21 protein-coding genes are annotated in these 17,521 nt (G+C 42.1%); 16 read left to right on the top strand and 5 right to left on the bottom strand.

Features of this window, described 5'->3' with window-relative positions; genetic code table 11:
• Window positions 1-95: 95 nt before the first annotated feature.
• Window positions 96-941, bottom strand: a complete 846-nt coding sequence (locus FKG96_RS20020) for a helix-turn-helix transcriptional regulator (RefSeq protein WP_130855162.1) — start codon at window positions 939-941, stop codon at window positions 96-98.
• 30 nt (window positions 942-971) lie between these two features.
• Between FKG96_RS20020 and FKG96_RS20015 the strand changes: the two genes are divergently transcribed.
• Entirely contained in the window at window positions 972-1,262 is a 291-nt protein-coding gene (locus FKG96_RS20015) for a hypothetical protein (protein WP_210421319.1), read from the top strand.
• A 77-nt stretch (window positions 1,263-1,339) separates the two neighbouring features.
• Here FKG96_RS20015 and FKG96_RS20010 read toward each other — a convergent pair whose 3' ends face one another.
• The 3 genes from FKG96_RS20010 to FKG96_RS20000 form a co-directional block, all read right to left on the bottom strand.
• Window positions 1,340-1,906: a Crp/Fnr family transcriptional regulator gene (locus FKG96_RS20010; RefSeq protein WP_013667662.1), complete on the bottom strand. Its 567-nt coding sequence runs from the start codon at window positions 1,904-1,906 to the stop codon at window positions 1,340-1,342.
• A gap of 254 nt (window positions 1,907-2,160) precedes the next feature.
• Window positions 2,161-2,847: a zeta toxin family protein gene (locus FKG96_RS20005; protein WP_207303730.1), complete on the bottom strand. Its 687-nt coding sequence runs from the start codon at window positions 2,845-2,847 to the stop codon at window positions 2,161-2,163.
• Window positions 2,848-3,331: 484 nt separating this feature from the next.
• Window positions 3,332-3,718, bottom strand: coding sequence for a helix-turn-helix domain-containing protein (locus FKG96_RS20000; protein ID WP_013667659.1), 387 nt, complete (start codon window positions 3,716-3,718; stop codon window positions 3,332-3,334).
• Window positions 3,719-3,792: 74 nt separating this feature from the next.
• Here FKG96_RS20000 and FKG96_RS19995 point away from each other — a divergent pair, with 74 nt between their 5' ends.
• The gene (locus FKG96_RS19995) at window positions 3,793-4,689 is read left to right on the top strand and encodes an NmrA/HSCARG family protein (protein ID WP_130855163.1); all 897 of its coding nucleotides are present in this window, start codon (window positions 3,793-3,795) and stop codon (window positions 4,687-4,689) included.
• Window positions 4,690-5,127: 438 nt separating this feature from the next.
• On the opposite strand, the gene FKG96_RS19990 is transcribed toward FKG96_RS19995, so the two are convergent.
• A complete protein-coding gene (locus FKG96_RS19990; RefSeq protein ID WP_130855164.1) occupies window positions 5,128-5,484 on the bottom strand; it encodes a helix-turn-helix domain-containing protein in 357 nt (118 codons plus the stop codon).
• 100 nt (window positions 5,485-5,584) lie between these two features.
• Between FKG96_RS19990 and FKG96_RS19985 the strand changes: the two genes are divergently transcribed.
• From FKG96_RS19985 to FKG96_RS19920, 14 genes are all read left to right on the top strand, one after another.
• Complete coding sequence (locus FKG96_RS19985; RefSeq protein WP_130855165.1) at window positions 5,585-6,547, top strand: aldo/keto reductase; 963 nt, start codon at window positions 5,585-5,587, stop codon at window positions 6,545-6,547.
• A gap of 343 nt (window positions 6,548-6,890) precedes the next feature.
• Window positions 6,891-7,679, top strand: a complete 789-nt coding sequence (locus tag FKG96_RS19980) for a nucleotidyltransferase domain-containing protein (RefSeq protein WP_130855166.1) — start codon at window positions 6,891-6,893, stop codon at window positions 7,677-7,679.
• Window positions 7,651-8,385 (top strand): helix-turn-helix domain-containing protein, encoded by a 735-nt coding sequence (locus FKG96_RS19975; protein ID WP_130855167.1) that lies wholly within the window; start codon window positions 7,651-7,653, stop codon window positions 8,383-8,385. Before FKG96_RS19980 ends, FKG96_RS19975 begins: the two co-directional genes overlap by 29 nt.
• 211 nt (window positions 8,386-8,596) lie before the next feature.
• Window positions 8,597-9,526: an AraC family transcriptional regulator gene (locus FKG96_RS19970; protein WP_130855168.1), complete on the top strand. Its 930-nt coding sequence runs from the start codon at window positions 8,597-8,599 to the stop codon at window positions 9,524-9,526.
• A gap of 91 nt (window positions 9,527-9,617) precedes the next feature.
• Entirely contained in the window at window positions 9,618-10,394 is a 777-nt protein-coding gene (locus tag FKG96_RS19965) for an SDR family oxidoreductase (RefSeq protein WP_149105928.1), read from the top strand.
• A 41-nt stretch (window positions 10,395-10,435) separates the two neighbouring features.
• Window positions 10,436-11,758 (top strand): MFS transporter, encoded by a 1,323-nt coding sequence (locus FKG96_RS19960; RefSeq protein ID WP_149105927.1) that lies wholly within the window; start codon window positions 10,436-10,438, stop codon window positions 11,756-11,758.
• A 113-nt stretch (window positions 11,759-11,871) separates the two neighbouring features.
• Complete coding sequence (locus tag FKG96_RS19955; protein ID WP_149105926.1) at window positions 11,872-12,390, top strand: hypothetical protein; 519 nt, start codon at window positions 11,872-11,874, stop codon at window positions 12,388-12,390.
• A 28-nt stretch (window positions 12,391-12,418) separates the two neighbouring features.
• Window positions 12,419-13,462: a DUF6268 family outer membrane beta-barrel protein gene (locus FKG96_RS19950; protein WP_130855172.1), complete on the top strand. Its 1,044-nt coding sequence runs from the start codon at window positions 12,419-12,421 to the stop codon at window positions 13,460-13,462.
• A gap of 132 nt (window positions 13,463-13,594) precedes the next feature.
• Complete coding sequence (locus FKG96_RS19945) at window positions 13,595-14,377, top strand: SDR family oxidoreductase (protein WP_149105925.1); 783 nt, start codon at window positions 13,595-13,597, stop codon at window positions 14,375-14,377.
• A gap of 10 nt (window positions 14,378-14,387) precedes the next feature.
• On the top strand, window positions 14,388-14,822 hold the full coding sequence (locus FKG96_RS19940) for a DUF2147 domain-containing protein (RefSeq protein WP_149105924.1): 435 nt from the start codon (window positions 14,388-14,390) through the stop codon (window positions 14,820-14,822).
• Between the two features lie 18 nt (window positions 14,823-14,840).
• Window positions 14,841-15,038 carry a hypothetical protein gene (locus FKG96_RS19935; protein ID WP_149105923.1) on the top strand — a complete coding sequence of 66 codons (198 nt, stop codon included), beginning with the start codon at window positions 14,841-14,843 and terminating at the stop codon, window positions 15,036-15,038.
• 3 nt (window positions 15,039-15,041) lie between these two features.
• Window positions 15,042-15,398, top strand: a complete 357-nt coding sequence (locus FKG96_RS19930) for a hypothetical protein (RefSeq protein WP_149105922.1) — start codon at window positions 15,042-15,044, stop codon at window positions 15,396-15,398.
• A 7-nt stretch (window positions 15,399-15,405) separates the two neighbouring features.
• On the top strand, window positions 15,406-16,314 hold the full coding sequence (locus tag FKG96_RS19925; RefSeq protein ID WP_149105921.1) for an AraC family transcriptional regulator: 909 nt from the start codon (window positions 15,406-15,408) through the stop codon (window positions 16,312-16,314).
• A gap of 337 nt (window positions 16,315-16,651) precedes the next feature.
• Window positions 16,652-17,398, top strand: coding sequence for an SDR family oxidoreductase (locus tag FKG96_RS19920; RefSeq protein WP_149105920.1), 747 nt, complete (start codon window positions 16,652-16,654; stop codon window positions 17,396-17,398).
• Window positions 17,399-17,521 lie beyond the last annotated feature (123 nt).

Below are 17,521 nucleotides of genomic sequence, written 5' to 3'. Positions count from 1 at the left end.
CATGCATTAAATAACGTGCATGGCTTTTCTGTTTAAAATACTGTTGGCAGTTCAAACGAGGCTCCCGTGCTAAGAACAGTCTCATGGAATGAAATCTAACTATTTTTCAGTTCGCTTGGCAATACACCGAATTTACGCTTAAACGCCACGGTAAAATGCTGAGGGTGATTATATCCTACCTGATCGGCCACCTCGCTAACATAAAGGCCTTCTTCCAGCAGTAGCTGCTTAGCCCTTTCCATTTGCAAATCTCTCACATAACCGAATACCGTGGTGCCGAACAACTCTTTAAAACCGCGTTTCAGTTTGGTTTGATTAATACCGACAATTTTGGCTAAATCAATAATGGAGCAAGGCCTTCGGTAGTTCCGCTCGATGTAATGCTTTGCTTCATGCAGGCAGTCAATATCCGCAGGTTTTAACGTTGATACTGCACTTTCTGTTTTCATTAGCGTCTGAATCTGTAGCAACAAAAGCTCACGGGCTTTCGTCTCTAGGTACAATTGTTGCAGCGGCCCGGTAAAAACCTTACTGTCCATAGCGCCAAGACAACTGTACATATCAGGGATTATAGGAGAAGCAGGAGCGTTTCTATATTCTTCCTTACCAAAGCGGCTAAATAACTTGTCTGCAAGCAGCTCATCTTCTTCAACGAGCCCGTCTAAAAAGCTTTTCCGAAAAGCCATTTCAAAGAAGTTATATTGCTGGTTTTTACCTATATATCCGGATTCCGATTGATCCCTGTCTTGATAGTATAGCCGATAGGTGTTTAGAGAAGGTGCCCAGGGATTCTGCTTTGAGGTATTTAAGGTATCTCCTAGCACAAAATGGGTGACATAAAATGAAGTGTCGAAGTGGATGACAAAGCTGATATCCTCGTTGGCTGCCTGCCTGCCACGTATTAAATGAAAATCATTTAAAGAGATGTCAGATAATTCCATCGATAGCGAATTATCTTCATACGAAAGCCTATGTTCCAATATGCGCGTATTGTGTTAATAGATGAGGCCGCATCAGCCCTTGACCCGGAAAACGAACAGGCTATCAGCAACGCCATTGCTAATATTTCCAGCGACCAAAACCGGACCATCATCATCATTGCCCATCGCCCTGCCACTATTCAGGCGGCCAACCATATCGTTGTACTGGAAAACGGCAGTGTCATAGAGCAGGGAAGCCCTCATGATCTGCTGCTGCAAAACGGCTATTATGCCAAATTCAGGCAGCAGCACAAGCAGCGTAGGGAATGGAAAGTGGAGTAATTATATGACGGCATCATGTTAATCACAAAACCTGAGCATTAAACAGTCATGCTATTTACCAATAGTAAAAAGTTATATTACCGGATATTTTTCCGTATTCGGCTAAGAGATTGTTGAGTTACTCCTAAATAGGAGGCAATATAAGCCAGTGGAATACGATTGATGAGCGATGGGTAATTTTCCATAAATTCTAAATATCTTGTGGTAGCATCTTGCGATATTACGGGGCCTTTTCTGGATTTTTGGTACATACATAGTTGCACCATTTTATTCTTAATGTTATCCCAACCAACGATAATATGGGAGAGTTCTTCCCAATCTTTTTTTGAAAATACAATTAGGTTACAATCTGTAATGGCTTGTAGATACTCAGAAGATGAAGTGTTTGCCTCCAAGTTAACATAATCACATACCAAGCTGTTTTCACTAATAAAACAACGTGTAATTTCATCACCCTTATTATTGTAATAACAGCCACGAATAACACCTTCAACTACAAAGCCGACCTCCTTTGGCACTTTTCCCGCTTCAGAGAAATAATCCTCTTTTTTTAATTCGCGTGGTTGCGCTTTACTTACGACCAGATCGATTTGCTGTTTATTAAGGTTGCCAAATCGCAGCATATATTCAATCATTTCTTCCATTAAGGCAAGTTAAACATAATATCACTTTACTTATTTACCATTTGATAAAAACTGTAATATGCCAATATGCTGGTTGAAATTAAACAAGAAGAAGAAATAGGCTAAATACATCTATTTATCGTACATATTTGAGCTATGCATTAAACAACGCTCATGGCTTTCTGTTTAATAATACTATTTGCCGTCCGAACGACGACTTCCCGGCAATAGCAAGCTGGCTTTAAGCTCCAGCCATACATAGATTTTGCCCCGCGCTATTTAACTTTATTTACGATATACTCTATAAACCAGTTTGGAAGTTTCTCTTCTTCCACAAGAATAGTTAGTTGTCCATCTTTTACTTCAGCGACTAGAAGCATGGTTTGCCCGGAATTGTCAAATAGATACGCCTTTTGTACTAATAGAACTGCTGGTAGAAGATTTTCTAAAGTTCGCGTATATCGTGTGATAATTTTATCTTTCGGAACAGCATGCCCTCCTTTTTCTACCCTGTTTTGTACGCGAGAAATATTAAGCTGACTATCATCAAGACATATAAAGTAAAGATAAGTTTTATACCCCAAATCTTTGGCATTTTGAATTTCATCCAATTTTGAAATATGACTCATCACCGTTTCAAAAGAATAGGAAATCCCTTTTTCCAGTAAGTGTTTACGAATGAAAGAGGTTATAAGTGAAGCTTCATAACTATGTGTATCCCGTGACCTATCAACGATTACGTTTTCTTTAATCCGAATATCAATTTTATGTCCCTCAGCCGCAGATTTTTCCAGAAGCGATTGCGTATTGGGCTTCCGAAAAAAAGAATGCAAATCCTTTTCCGTAAGGCTTAATCCAAAATTTTCTAAATTAACAAAGCCTGTCGAACTGATTTCTTTTTCGATAGCGTCTGAATTTACGAAATAGCCTGTATCAAATTGCTGGTTGATATCTTCGAACAAGGTAGATTTGCCAGATCCATTCGGGCCCGCAAAAACCCTTAGCCTTTTGGCTTTAGGCATAACGTCGCTCCTTTTTTGAGTTTTATATTACTAGGTGATTTTTTGATTTTTTTAATTGTCCTAACAGATCCGTCAGCGGACTTTTCGATCAAAGTGCCCTTCATGATTACTTGAACTGGGATCTCTAATGCTTTGGAAATCCTCGCAGCGCGTGACGATGCTTTCTTTGCCGCTTTGCTGACTGCGTTTCTTTCCATTATACTGGACAACCTATTTGACGATTTTGCTACATTACCCATTCTATTACCGCTTTGCTCAAATTTAATAAAAAAGAACTATATTTTAAACACAGCCGTTATATCACTGGGTTGACCTTATGGAATGAGCGCAAAGATGATTTAGGTTTGTCACAGCCGAAAAATTATGTGAAGAAGCGAAGTAGAGGGTATTGATCTTACATCACCCCGTTCAACAAAAAATACCATCAAGATTTACTTTTTAAGATGGCCTCAATTACCTCTTTTCTGTTTGAGAGTCCAAACTCGATCAAACTATTCAGAACCGGCCAAATCATCTGCGCATGGGAAGTGAGTTGATAATACGCAATATCTTGCGTAGGCGTGTATTCGACAACTTTCTGAACAAGTTGGTGTTCCTCCAGAATTGTCAATTCCTTACTTAGGACTTTTGGGGAAATACCCTTTGAAACTTCAAAAAAATCCTTAAACCGTAATCGCTCATGATAATAAATATTAAGAAGTAAACAGAACCTCCATTTACCTCCAAATAATTCTAACGTGTCTCGCAATGCCAAAAATCTTTTATTCAACATTTCTTCATCGTCGATACAGGGCTTTATCTTTTTTTCCATAGCGCTTTCCTTGAGGAAACTAAACGCAAATATAACGATATCGCGAACTACCTTTGTCCGATATAATACAGAAAATGAAAAAGATTTTTGTTACAGGTGCTACCGGAAATCAAGGAAGCGCCACCGTTTTAGAGTTATTAGATCATGGTTTCGACGTGACTGCTTTAACCCGAAATCCAAATAGTCCGGAAGCACAGCATTTAAAAAACAAAGGTGCTCATTTATTACAAGGAGATCTGGAAAACATTGATGCTTTACGCCCAACGTTGCAAACCATAGACGGACTATATCTTGTGCTGCCACCGGTTTGGATATCCAGCAAAGAGACTGATGAACAGGAAGCAGCGATGGGAATTCAGATCTTAGAGGTAGCCAAAGAATGCGGAGTCAATTTCGTTGTATATTCTTCGGTCATGGCATCAGATAAACAAGCAACCTTCCGTCCAAAATTCAAATTCAGTATTGAACAATACTTATGGGCCAGCGGGTTAAAGGGTGTGGTTCTCAGGCCAGCATCGTTTATGGAAAATCTTTTGCTGCCAAGTTTCGGTTTAGGAGAGGGGAAATTTATAAATCCCTTACCTGAAGATCGTGCGATCCCTTATGTTGCCACTAAGGATATAGGAACCTTTGCCAGAATTGTATTTCAAAACCCAAAACAATTCGAAGGGAAAACGATTGATTTAGGGAGCGACCTGTACATGCCGAAGCAAATTTTACAGCTGCTGGAAAGTAAATTAAACCAATCCATCGAGTTTATACAAGTCCCTCAAGAGCTATTATATCAACAAAGCAAAACATTCGCGCAACTGGTTGAAATGATCGAAAAGGAAGGCTACGATCCAATAGATTATTCGCTTATTAATCAATGGATGCCAAGCTTGACGACTTTTGATCAATGGATGGATGAGGTTGGCACAAAAAACATCAGGGCGTTACAACATAAAACATCCAACATCTCAAAACAGTGATATGCCTTCTGCTCCCCCATAAGACCTTTCGCTAGACAGCTTGATACATAAAAGTCTTTATTTTTTGATATTGATTGTATAATAAAAGATCATCCATTTTCTAATAACTCGCTAATGAATTGTAGTTGATCCAAATATAGAATCTTTGATAAAGGTACTGGTTGCCAATTTTAGCTTCGGAGGTGTTTAGTTGTAAGGAATCCCGTCCGTCGGCTACCTAATAAGCTATTTTGGCAACTCTTTTAAGGTGGTGCACCATCAACTATGCTGATCTAATCTTTGGTAAGCATTTCTGTACCTGTTTTATTAAGGGAAATAAAATCAGGAATATACTGTCCGAATTCATAGCATCATGTTAACCGGGAACCATTTTTGGAATAATGAACTTACCTTACTTTAGGTTGTTTTTTGCGGAGAGAAAAAAAACGTAACCCTTCATTACACTCCTTCGGATAAAATCCGCTCTTCTAAAATTTCTCTGTTTTCTTCTCCCCATCGGGCAGTTGATTCAATAACAGGAATAAGTGATTTGCCTAGTTCCGTCAATTCGTATTCCACTTTAAAGGGTTTGGTGTTATAATCTTTCTTTAAAATTAAACCATGTGCTACCAATTGATTCAGCTGTACATCCAACACTCTTCTGGAAGCTTTGGATAGGGTTCTGTGAATTTCTCCCGGTCGTTTGATGCCGTGGTAAATGCTCCAAAGAAGACTTATTTTCCATTTTCCGCTCATCACTTCCATAAAAAGATGCAGGCCACAATCCAGCATCACCGGTATTTTCTTTTGATACATAAGGCCAATTGCTAAACGATTCGGATACGGACAAATTTATCCGTTATTGCACACAAAATTACCTTCAGATACTTTTGTATAATAAAAGTAAACAAAAAAAATGAAGTACAAATTATTCGGCACACGCACCGGTCTGTATGCAAGTGAAATTATTCTAGGCGGAGCCGGTTTGGGCATCCGCAGCGGTTATGGATCAACTCCGGAGGAAGCACACGGTATCCTAACAAGCTATGCTAAGGCAGGCGGTAACTTTATCGACACTTCCGATAGATACCAGTTGGGCGAATCGGAAGAAATCATCGGGAGATTTCTGAAAGGCCAACGCCAGAATTTTATTATTTCCACAAAATATACGCAAAGTAGCAGTCCGAATCCTGGTATCAGCAATTTCGGAAATCATCGTAAAGCGATGCGTCAGGCTGTGGATGCAAGCCTCAAAAGATTGCAAACCGATTATATCGACATTTATATGCCGCATTATGACGATGGTTGTACCCCTTGGGAGGAAATTGCCCGCGGATTGGAAGATTTAGTACAATGCGGCAAGGTGCTTTATATGGGGCTAACCAATTTCCCTGCCTGGAAAACTGCTGCGATTGCCTCCTCGATTCCATTGAACGCCATCCAGATTGAATACAATTTGGTACAACGAACAGCAGATCGGGAATTTCTGGCAATGGCCAAAGAGTTTGGATTAGGAACCATGCTTTATTCTCCGCTTGCCGGCGGTTTATTAACCGGTAAATACAGGAACGGTGCAACCGGGCGCTTAGCCAAAATAGCTGATGAAGCGCAACGGGAGGATGATATTACGAAGGAGATCCTTAACTACCTGGAGTTAGTGGCCAAAGAACATGATGCAAAGCCGGGGCAGGTCGCTTTTGCCTGGGCGTTATCCACTGGTCATTTTCCATTGGCGGGTGCCCGTAATATTAATCATTTGGAAGACAACTTAAAAGCAGCAGAGATAGAATTAAACCCTGAAGAACTTTCCCGATTGGATGAATTAAGCAAAATCGTGTTAGGCTATCCGCACGACTTGCTAGTAAAAGTAAGAGGGTAGGCTTATTCAGTAAGGGAACCTGTTGTGTACTCGACGCAGAAGATAATAGAGCATAATTTACGGAAAAATTCCAATTATGGCTATTACTTTGGAAGATTAGCTTAGCCTCGGGAAAAGCAAAAAAGAGAGCAGCCTCATTTGCTGTGGAAGTCGAATTTATAAAGGTATTTTGAAGGGATGGGAAAGGTGGTGTTGATTGACGTTGAAAGACACACTTGGCATTCAAACAATAATTACGGAAGAATTTATTTTGTAAATTTGAAACTAATGCTAACAACTATTTTAAATTCGCATTACGTGTATTTATCAGTTACAGGTAACCTGAAGAAATGACAGTGATACAATGATACAACGAGAATTTGCTGACAAAGCTAAAGAGATTTTAGAGCCGGACGACAACGTGATTGGTTTGGCTGTTGCCGGTTCGTGGCTGACCAATGAAATAGATGAATTTTCTGACCTCGACCTAATTCTGGTAACGAAACAAAAAATTTCCAACGACAGCAATCGTATGCTCGACTATGCAAAAAGATTAGGGGATTTTTTGTCGGGATTTACGGGTGAGCACGTTGGAGAACCGAGATTATTGATTTGTCTTTATGACAATCCTCTTTTGCACGTAGATATAAAATTTTTAACACTTGACGAATTTCAAGTCCGTATTGAAACTCCAACTTTGCTAATCGACAAAGATAGACAACTTGAAAGAGCAATTCACTGTACCGAAGCGAAGTTTCCTTACCCGGACTATCAATGGATTGAAGATCGTTTTTGGACTTGGATCCATTACGCATTGCTAAAAATAGGGCGGGGAGAATATTTTGAAGCATATGACTTTATGGGATTTTTACGCATGGTTGTTTTTGGACCATTGCTCCATATCAAAAATGACAATTTACCCCGTGGTGTTAGAAAAGTAGAAACAGAACTGGAATCCGCAGATTTAGAAAAGTTAAAACGCACGATTCCAACCTATGATCGGCAATCCTTATTAGCTAGTTTGAGAAACGGAGTATCCTTATACAGACAATTAAGGACGGAACTTTTTGACAGCAAAGTGAGATTACAAAACGACACAGACAAAAAAGTGATGAATTATTTTGATGAAATACAAAAAAATAAAACCCTATAAAGAATTAGCGCGCTTCATTCATTTTTATTGGGAACTGAAGGGAGCTGAAAATGAAAAGCAATGGGAACGGGTTTTTCCCGATGGCTGTGCGGGCATTATACTGAATTTAGGAAATAAATGCCTGACAGATAACGGGGCGCTTTCGATGGAATTTGGAAAGACGTACGTAGTGGGTGCCATGAATTCTTTTAAAGATAGCTTTATTGATAACGATACGCATTTAATTGGTGTGTGCCTAAAACCGGCAACTTTTGCGAATTTCTATCGTCATGCTTCGCAAGACGAATTGACAAATAACACGGTCGAATTAGAAAAATCCAATTCATTTCGTGTTGATAAAGCATTTGAAAATCCATTCAATTATTTTGACCATTTTTATTCCGAAAGAATAAAAACCAAAACCAATCCATTACATGCTGTTATTGACCATATACATTCATCAAACGGAACAGCTAACATTTACGATCTGGCGAAAAGAAATTTTACAACCGTAAGACAACTGGAGCGAAATTTTAAAAAGCTCATCGGACTATCACCAAAAGAATATTCGAACATTATTCGTTTTCAGCATGCTTTGTCTTTAATCAAAGATTCGAAGCAAAACCGCAGCTTGTTCGATATTGCATTTGAATGCGGTTATTATGATCATTCACATCTTAGCAATGACATCAAACGAAATACGGGACTTTCACCATCATTACTTTAATTTGTCGCATTTTTACAAAGTGCCAGTCGTAGTGTAAAAGTAATTTGCGGAAATTATTTTTATCTGAATTTTATGCTGTCCTAAATTTCGTAAACCTACACCGTTATCCGCTTTTGATGGCACCACAATTTTGAATTTCAAGCGCAGTTTTAAAGAATGTTTGTTAAGGTGGAATAGAATGGTTATGTTTGATTATTGCAAATCGATCAATATGGAAATCACTACGCTTGAAGGTTTTTATAAGACAGCTTCAGATAATTTAAACAAAGACATCAGCCAGTTATTACCCCAGGGGCTTACAAAGGAAGTTGGCCATTTCAATGTATTTGATGTCAGTGAATTGGCAAAACTGATCAAAGTAAAGCCTAATATGACTTACAACAGGCGCGCCTACTATAAGATCAACCTAATTGATGGACGCAACCGGGCGGAATATGCTGATAAAGTAATTGATATCGAAACGCAGGCACTGATGTTTACCACGCCGAAGGTCCCTTATAACTGGATCGCCAAAGACATGGATCAGCGTGGCTACTTTTGCCTTTTCAGCGCGGATTTTCTTGCACAGTCCAAAAGTGGTGTTGTACTTGATGAACTGCCTATATTTAAGCCGGGGGGGTATCCCTGCTTCCATATCAATGAACAGGAAAAGGAAGAGATCAAAGCGATTTTCAGAAAGATGCATAAGGAGATCAATTCCGATTATGCGTATAAATATGACCTGATACGCAACTATTTAATGGAGCTGATCCACTACGGTCAAAAGTTGCAGCCTGCTACTGATCTTTACCAGGAGCATAACGCCTCGTCCCGTGTATCCTCATTGTTCGCCGAACTTTTGGAGCGGCAGTTTCCCATCGCCTCGCCATTTCAGGGACTTAAACTGCGTACACCTAAAGACTATGCCGATCAGCTGTCTATCCATGTTAACTATCTGAACCGTGTGCTGAAACAGCAGACCGGACAGACAACAAAAAGCCTGATCAGTAACCGGATCATTCAGGAAGCCAAGATATTGCTCAGGCAAACGGAATGGAATGTGTCCGAGATCGCGTTTAGTTTAGGATTTGAAGAGGTCGCACATTTTTCTAACTTTTTCAAAAAGCAGACGGACTGCTCTCCTCTGACTTTCAGAAACTAGAGAAAGGTTTCGTTTTTGCAAACATTGTTTTGATTCTTGCAAAGTCCTCCTGATCCGTTCTTGCCAACTTTGTTCTATTAAATTAAAGAACATGGAATTAAGCAAGAACACAATTCTGATCACGGGAGGAACAAGTGGCTTTGGTTTTGAGTTTGCCTCCAGACTCCTTCAACTCGGCAATAGGGTGATCATCACCGGCAGGAACGAACAAAAACTGGAAGAGACAAAAAAGATTCTTCCTGGCATCCACACTATAAAAAGTGATGTTAGCAAGGTCGAGGATATCAGCTGTCTGTACAAAGAGGTAACAGAAAAGTTTCCCGAGCTGAACATGCTGATCAATAATGCCGGGGAGATGCGAAAGATTGCCCTGTATGAAGATCACGACCTGTATGATATTACCCGCGAAATAGAGATCAACCTGATGGGCCCCATTCGCATGGTCCAGGAGTTTCTGCCCCATCTTAAAAAACAGCAGACCGCTGCCATCCTAAATGTCACCTCCGGTATCGCACTTGGTGCGTTTCCAATTGCCCCTGTCTATAGCGCCAGTAAATCAGGATTACGATCCTTCACGCAATGTCTGCGGGTACAGGTTAAATCTACCGGCATCAAGGTATTCGAACTCATCGCCCCCGGCTCTACAACACCCCTGAATGAAAAGTTCAGGAATGGCGGCGAAGTTGATACCAAAATGTTAGTCTCACCCGAAAAAATTGTAGACGAAGCTATTAAAGGGATGATCAACAATACCTACGAGATCTTTCCCGGCAGTGCCAAGATCATGCGTATCCTGAGCAGGCTTGCCCCCAAATTCATGCTTTCGCAAGCCACTAAGATGGGCGAGAAAGCCATGTCCGGCAAATAATTTCCCTCAAAAAAATTCTACTTACAATCAAAATCATGGTTATGAACGATCAATTGACTTCAACAACTCCGCTGAGCCGCTGGCGCAGAACGGCTTTCATTGTTACCTTATTTTTGGTCAGCGCATTCAGCCAGATCGACCGCATATTACCTTTTATCCTTGCAGAGTCCATTAAAAAAGAATTGCACCTCAGTGATACGCAGTTAGGGCTGATCAATGGGATAGCCTTTGCAGCGATCTATTCACTGGCCTCCCTGCCGCTTGCACGGTTGGCTGATCGTGGGGCATCCAGGCAGGTTTTGCTCTGGTGTGTATTGATCTGGAGCATTATGACAGGACTGGGTGGTTTGTCGGCAGGTTTCCTGACAATGGCGCTTTCGCGCTTTGGCGTAGCCCTTGGAGAAGCCGGAGGAACACCCGCCAGTCATGCACTGATTGCGGGTAACATCCCAGAGCATCGGCGTGGTCGCGCGCTCGGCATTTTTTCGATGGGCATCCCTTTGGGTACAATGATAGGGTTTGGTGTCGGTGGCTGGGCAAGTGATCATATAGGCTGGCGCTTTGCTCTTTTTGTTGCGGGGGGTGTCGGATTACTATTGGTTATCCTGGTGTTGACGTTTACAGGGAAGACGGCCATTACTTCGAAGCAGCCCGGCAGTGCTACCGGCAATATCTGGTCCGCCGGCCGCGAGTTGCTGTCGAAACCTGCGTTCCTGTGGATGTTCATTGGCGCGAACTTTTTAGGTTTTGCCGCTGCGCCATTTTATGCCTTCACTGCACCGTTCCTGATACGGACACACGGCATGACAGCCAGCGAGGTGGGGCTATCCTTCGGCTTGTTACAAGGGCTGATGGGCATCATCGGCACAGTAGGCGGTGGACGGTTATTTGATAGCGCTTTAAACCGCGAGGCAAGCCGTTTATTGCATCCGCCAGCTATTGTTTTCAGCATCGCCGCAATTGCAACGATTGCAGGGCTCCTGGCGCCCGAAGGCTGGATGTCCATTGCGCTTTTTGTACCTGCTATGCTAGCCTTTGCGTTTCTGCTTCCATTTGCTTTTGGCGCAGGTCATCTTATAGCAGGGGCAAGGAAGCAGGCACTGTCTTCCAGTCTGCTTATGATCGCTTCCGGGTTATTAGGTCCGGCACTATCGCCGCTGCTCGTAGGCATGATCAGTGATGCGGTCGGTGCGGCTTATGAGGTAAACGGTTTGCGCTGGGGAATGATGATCGTTCCTGTTGCCAGTTTACTAAGCAGCATTGCCCTATTCATCGCCAGCAGAAAGATCAGAGGACACCTCGCCGTACCACCCAGACAAAATGTCGCTGCAGACATGGGCAACCAACTTTCACTTATTAAATAACATATTCACTGACTATCATGCAACCTGCGCGTTTGCCATAACGGCTGGTAAAGCTGTGTAAATAGGTATTGTCTGGACCTAGGGCTGGCATACTTGGTAATATTTTCGAAAAAATGAAAAGTGATCAGTTTTATGCCGAATGGTGGCCATCGGGTCGAAGCGGGAGGGGCAGGTTGCTTCCAAACGAAAACACGTTTTACATCTATCTAAAAATAAGTGCCACCTTAACGGGTCGTCCGGCCCTTGTCTTCTGCAGGTCAAGCGATCTTGAATGGGAAGATCAGGATATGGGTTATATCACATCGTTTGAAAAGGCATTTTTTGATAAAGGTGTTTGGTGCAATTTCGAGGCCATCGATCTTTTTAAAGAGCGCAATCCCATAAGCATCGAATTGGATGAGGAAGAAGTGCTGACACTTGCGCCGATCTTTGATAAAATATGCGGTAGCATGGAATCCAACTATCTCTACAAGTCCGACCTGGTGCGGACTTACGTTTTCCAGATCATCCATATTGCGATCAAAATTCACCTGCAAAGGACAAATATCGTCAGATCACCTGTACGCTACGTACGCCTGACTACCTGCGGCATAGACATGTTCGTCAGGATCAGGCTCCGCCATAAAAAATAATAGTTCCATACAATTAATCTTAGCAATTATGTTTAATCACAATTTTTTAATTTCTAGCGCGCGTCATTCAATAGGAGCAGCTTTCGGCTATATCCAGGCGCTAACAGTAATCACGTGTATTGCAATGCTGCCCCTCGCCGGTAAGGCGCAGAGCCAGGATAGTCTTGCCAAAAAAGTCGCTGAATATGAAGCGGATAAGTTTGCCGAACGCAGACCGTTTAGCATAGACTACAAACAATACGGCAATTACAACTCCTCGTCTACCCTAAGAGGACAGGATCTTCCGGATGGCGAGTTTACCAAATGGTCACAACTGAGTGCTAGTGCCAATATTAATCTTTTGCAAAACCGCCGATGGTTGGTACAGGCCAATGGTTTTTACCGATATGTCTCTGCTGAGTACAACTTCCCGACATCCACAACGGCTACATCACAAACGGTCAGCAGAGATCTTCATTATCATACAGAGGGGCTGAACGTTGTCTATTTCTCGAAACTCTTTGGAAAGACCGTCATCTATAGCGGCAGTGTCAATGTTGATTGGAGTGAACGTTCGCTGGAAAGGGTTCGCGGGCTGTTTACCGGCGCTATTGTTCTGAAAGCGAACAATAGAACGAAGATCAATGTCGGAATTTTATACACTACCGATCCTGGTACATTTATCCGTGTGATTCCAACATTCCTTTTAGAGCATAAGTTCAATGAGCGCCTGATGGCAGATGTTTTTCTGCCACGGTATGCCTACCTGCGAAAAAAAGTGTTTAGCAATGGCAGGCTTTCCGCAGGTTGGGAACTCGACCCGCAAACCACTTTCTTTCTGAACGATCTTGACGAAAACGGCACAACCTATCAGTATCGCCAGGTTGACGTGAACACGGGACTGCTTTATGAGCACATTTTACCGGGAAGCATCACCCTTTCGTTGCGGGCCGGTGTCCGTATAAATCCATACGCACGCACGTTTGAAAAAGACCGTTCGTTCACGGATTACACTTGGGAAGGCAGAGCTGACGCGGCGCCTTACGCCAACATCGGATTTTCTTTTAACCCCTTTTCGAAGCGAAAGAAGTAAGTTTTTAGACAATTTCGTTCCCGCTGAAATTACGCTATCAAGCAAATGGTGTTTTTACTACAACCTCGCGACTTTTGGATACATCTGCTCAACGATATTGGCTGAACTTTGCATCAACAACAGTGAGAAAATATGGACTTAAAGAATAGCACCATCCTGATCACAGGAGGAACCAGCGGTATAGGTTTGGAACTTGTCAGGCAACTTACCCGGCAGGGATCAACCATCATCGTTACAGGTCGTAAACAAGAAGCTTTAAATGATACCAAAAGGCGTTTCCCGAAAATACGCGTCTTTCAGAGCGATGTAAGCGATCCGCTGGATATTGAGCGCCTCTACGAGGAGGTGACGCAACAATATCCTGATCTGAATATCATAATCAACAATGCAGGTGAAATGCGGTTGCTTGACGTTCAGGACGCCGGCAAAGACTTGGAAAACGTCACCCGTGAGATCGATATTAATCTCACGGGACCGATACGGATGGTTCATCAGTTCTTACCGCACCTGATCAAAAAGCCTGCGGCGGCAATTGTGAACGTCTCTTCTGCCATTGCTTTTATGCCTTATTCTACCGCTCCGGTTTATAGCGCTTCAAAAGCCGGAATTCATGCGTACACGCAAGCCCTACGCCTTCAATTGAACAAAACCAGTGTCAAGGTATTCGAACTGGTTCCTCCGGGGGTGAATACTAATCTTCAGCATGATTGGGTGTTGCCACCGAACCCAAGCCAAATGATGGATGTGGATAAACTGGTCAGTGTAGCCATCAAAGGACTTCTGAACGATACACCTGAGATCAAGCCATTTCTGGTGAATGTGATAAAATTTCTAAGCAGACTGGTGCCTAATCAACTGATGCAGTTAGGACACAGGGAATTTAAAAAATTTAAAAAACTGAATAATCAACAATAAATAATCAGCTATGAGAAAATCAATTTTAGCCGTGTTCGCACTGCTGTTATCAATAACCTCTTTCGCACAGAAATTACCTGCTGACCGGATCACAGGGGTGTGGCAATGTGATGATTACAAGATCGAGGTATTCAAAGCGGGCAGCACCTATTCCGCCAAACTTTTATGGTCGAAAGAGATGTTCGAAGCAGATGGCAAAACATCAAAGAAGGACGTTAAAAATCCGAATGAAAAACTCCGGAGCAGGTCTGTGCAAGGTTTGACGCATATCACCGGCCTTGTCTATAAGGACGGCGAATACGTGGATGGTACCTTGTATAGCGTACAGGATGGCAACACGTATGGTCTCAAAGGTAAACTGAAAGGCCCTAATGACCTGGAAACCCGGGGTTACAAAGGTGTCCCATTGATGGGCAAATCATTTAAATGGAAAAGAGTTCAGTAAACTATAAAAACAACGCTCATGAAAGATAATAAAGACAGGCTGTCTAGGTTTTGGTTTGTCGCTTCCAATGCCCTTCCCCCTATAGGATTTTTCCTATATTTCAGACACAGAAAGGCACATCCAAATAAGGCTAGAAAAGCTTTAACAAGTGCAATGATCGGTGTGCCGATAGCGATAATCGGAGGTTACATCATGAACACTTTTGTCCTCAACTAAACTATGATAAGAATCATTATTTCCGCAGCACTGCTGCTCATTTCGGTAACGCTTAGTTTTAAACATGCCTGGGATACCGTATACTACAAAAGCAATCCGGAATCCGTTAAGATGATGGAAAGCTTAGAAATCAGCGAAACGTTCATTCCATATCTTGCTTGTGCAGCCATAGCGGTTGGCGTACTTTTACTCATCCCACGCACTTTTTTTCTGGGCAATATGCTAAATGCGGCCCTGATTGTTATGATTATGGGGTTGGCGCTACGAGCAGGAAATTACCGCATCGCGTTGATAGAAATCCCGTTTTTAGTTATGCCATTAATTATGATATGGCTGAAGTATCCGTTCAAATTTAAGTAAATGTAGTATGACAAACAGGAAACCCTACCGAATCAGTTCCATAACGGAGATACACCGTTTAATGGGACTACCGAAACCCCATCATCCGCTGATCAGCATCGTGGATCTGAAAGGCCTGAAAAATGACACAGGAATAGAGGCGGTCGTTTTCGACTTGTATGTGATATCTATGAAAAGAGGTTGCGACGGTTTACATTACGGGCAACAGAAATACGATTTCGACGAAGGCCTTATGGCCTTTATGGCGCCCGGCCAGATCCTGCGTGGTGAAGCGAGCGGTGTGCCGCCTGATCTGGAAGGTTGGATGCTTTTCGTACACCCCGACTTTCTTTGGAACACATCACTTGCTGTCAAGATCAAGCGTTTTGATTACTTTGGCTATGCTACCAGTGAAGCGCTTTTCCTTTCTGATAAGGAGGAAATAGTGATCAATGACCTGGTCAAAAATATTAAAACTGAATATCATTCCAATATGGATAGATTCAGCCAAGATATTATTATCTCCAACCTGGAGACCTTGCTGCAGTATGCCGAGCGTTTTTACCAACGTCAGTTCATCACCCGAAAGATCACTAACCATCACGTCTTAAATCAGGTGGAAGAGATCTTAACAAGCTATTTTAAGAACGAAGCGCTGCTTTCTAAAGGGCTGCCAAGCGTGCAATACTTTGCTGAAGCTTTGAACCTATCGGCTAAGTATTTAAGTAGCCTGTTGAAACAACTGACCGGTCAGACGATGCAACAGATCATCCATGAGAAGCTGATCGAAAAGGCCAAAGAGAAATTATCTACGACGCAGATGTCTGTAAGTGAGATCGCCTACCAACTCGGGTTTGAGCATCCTCAGTCTTTCAATAAATTATTCAAGAGCAAGACGAAGCAAAGCCCATTGGATTTCAGGCAATCCTTCAACTGAAATGCACAGGTAATTCGGGCCAGTATGCAACAGTAAAATTCTGCCTGGACTTGTAACCAAATGACTGTAGCCGGTTCGTCGGAAGCATTAGGTCGGGTCTTTTTCTATACATTAATCACTTCGATAACACTACTTTTCCCAACTGGCCGTAGTATCCAGTGATATTTTCGTTATTCTATTTAGTTGAATGCAAAAGCTGGACTGTCGCAAATCTGAATATTGGATGGTCATCTCTATCTGTTTTATCTCGTATTTTGTAAATAAACAAGGCAGTAGCTTCGTGTTTATAATTGGCGTCTGTTTTTGTTTGATCAAGTTTTATTTAAATAAATGAATCATGAAAATCTTAGTAATCGGAGGAACCGGCCTTGTGGGCAAAGGAGTAAGTAAAAAATTGGAAAGTATGGGTAATGAGGTAATTGTTGGAGCGCCCTCATCCGGCATTAATGTCCTGACGGGGGAAGGACTGGCAAAAGCCTTGATGGGAACTGAAATCGTAATCGATCTTTCTAATTCTCAATCGCCAGATGATCAGATCGCTTTGGATTTTTTTCGTACCGCCGCTGAACATCTAATTAGAGCTGAAAAGCTTGCAGCTATTAAGCACCACCTAGTACTTTCTATTGTCGGAACAGACCGCGCACAACATATAGGGTATCTGCAAGCAAAAAAGTATCAGGAAGATGCCGTAATCGAATCAGGCATACCCTATACTATCATCCGTTCAACACAATTTCATGAGCATGTAAGCACCATCATCGCTGTTCAGGGCGAAGGCCGGAACGTCCATGTTTCAACAATTGACTATCAACCGATCGCATTGCAGGATGTGGTAGATTATGTGGTAATGTTCGCTTTGGAACAGCCTAAAAATAAGATCGTTGAAATAGCAGGGCCTGACCGCGGATTGATGAACAACTTCGTGGAAAACTATTTGAAGGTGAAAGGTGAAGATAAAGTTGTGGTAGCTAACGAGGATGACAAATACATGTTCCATAGCATGCCAAAGTCAGGATTGGTTCCTGCCGGCGATTTCTATCCAGGTAAGATAAGGTTCGATGATTGGACAAGAAAGTCATCATAATACATTGAGGACCTTTACAAAATCTATCGGATTATATTATTGAAATCTTTCTGTTTAGGTTGTGACATTCCAGCTTTCAGCGGAAATGAGGCTCCACTTTAAGCATAGAGCTAAGCCTTCCAT

This window comes from Olivibacter sp. LS-1, from assembly GCF_008245145.1.
Classification (GTDB): domain Bacteria; phylum Bacteroidota; class Bacteroidia; order Sphingobacteriales; family Sphingobacteriaceae; genus Olivibacter; species Olivibacter oleidegradans.
This window is presented reverse-complemented; position numbering and strand designations above follow the sequence as displayed.

Coding starts and splice junctions, on each gene's coding strand:
- FKG96_RS20020 (WP_130855162.1), bottom strand. CDS start 941: ATGGAATTATCTGACATCTCTTTAAATGATTTTCATTTAATACGTGGC.
- FKG96_RS20015 (WP_210421319.1), top strand. CDS start 972: ATGTTCCAATATGCGCGTATTGTGTTAATAGATGAGGCCGCATCAGCC.
- FKG96_RS20010 (WP_013667662.1), bottom strand. CDS start 1,906: ATGGAAGAAATGATTGAATATATGCTGCGATTTGGCAACCTTAATAAA.
- FKG96_RS20000 (WP_013667659.1), bottom strand. CDS start 3,718: ATGGAAAAAAAGATAAAGCCCTGTATCGACGATGAAGAAATGTTGAAT.
- FKG96_RS19995 (WP_130855163.1), top strand. CDS start 3,793: ATGAAAAAGATTTTTGTTACAGGTGCTACCGGAAATCAAGGAAGCGCC.
- FKG96_RS19990 (WP_130855164.1), bottom strand. CDS start 5,484: ATGTATCAAAAGAAAATACCGGTGATGCTGGATTGTGGCCTGCATCTT.
- FKG96_RS19985 (WP_130855165.1), top strand. CDS start 5,585: ATGAAGTACAAATTATTCGGCACACGCACCGGTCTGTATGCAAGTGAA.
- FKG96_RS19980 (WP_130855166.1), top strand. CDS start 6,891: ATGATACAACGAGAATTTGCTGACAAAGCTAAAGAGATTTTAGAGCCG.
- FKG96_RS19975 (WP_130855167.1), top strand. CDS start 7,651: ATGAAATACAAAAAAATAAAACCCTATAAAGAATTAGCGCGCTTCATT.
- FKG96_RS19970 (WP_130855168.1), top strand. CDS start 8,597: ATGGAAATCACTACGCTTGAAGGTTTTTATAAGACAGCTTCAGATAAT.
- FKG96_RS19965 (WP_149105928.1), top strand. CDS start 9,618: ATGGAATTAAGCAAGAACACAATTCTGATCACGGGAGGAACAAGTGGC.
- FKG96_RS19960 (WP_149105927.1), top strand. CDS start 10,436: ATGAACGATCAATTGACTTCAACAACTCCGCTGAGCCGCTGGCGCAGA.
- FKG96_RS19955 (WP_149105926.1), top strand. CDS start 11,872: ATGAAAAGTGATCAGTTTTATGCCGAATGGTGGCCATCGGGTCGAAGC.
- FKG96_RS19950 (WP_130855172.1), top strand. CDS start 12,419: ATGTTTAATCACAATTTTTTAATTTCTAGCGCGCGTCATTCAATAGGA.
- FKG96_RS19945 (WP_149105925.1), top strand. CDS start 13,595: ATGGACTTAAAGAATAGCACCATCCTGATCACAGGAGGAACCAGCGGT.
- FKG96_RS19940 (WP_149105924.1), top strand. CDS start 14,388: ATGAGAAAATCAATTTTAGCCGTGTTCGCACTGCTGTTATCAATAACC.
- FKG96_RS19935 (WP_149105923.1), top strand. CDS start 14,841: ATGAAAGATAATAAAGACAGGCTGTCTAGGTTTTGGTTTGTCGCTTCC.
- FKG96_RS19930 (WP_149105922.1), top strand. CDS start 15,042: ATGATAAGAATCATTATTTCCGCAGCACTGCTGCTCATTTCGGTAACG.
- FKG96_RS19925 (WP_149105921.1), top strand. CDS start 15,406: ATGACAAACAGGAAACCCTACCGAATCAGTTCCATAACGGAGATACAC.
- FKG96_RS19920 (WP_149105920.1), top strand. CDS start 16,652: ATGAAAATCTTAGTAATCGGAGGAACCGGCCTTGTGGGCAAAGGAGTA.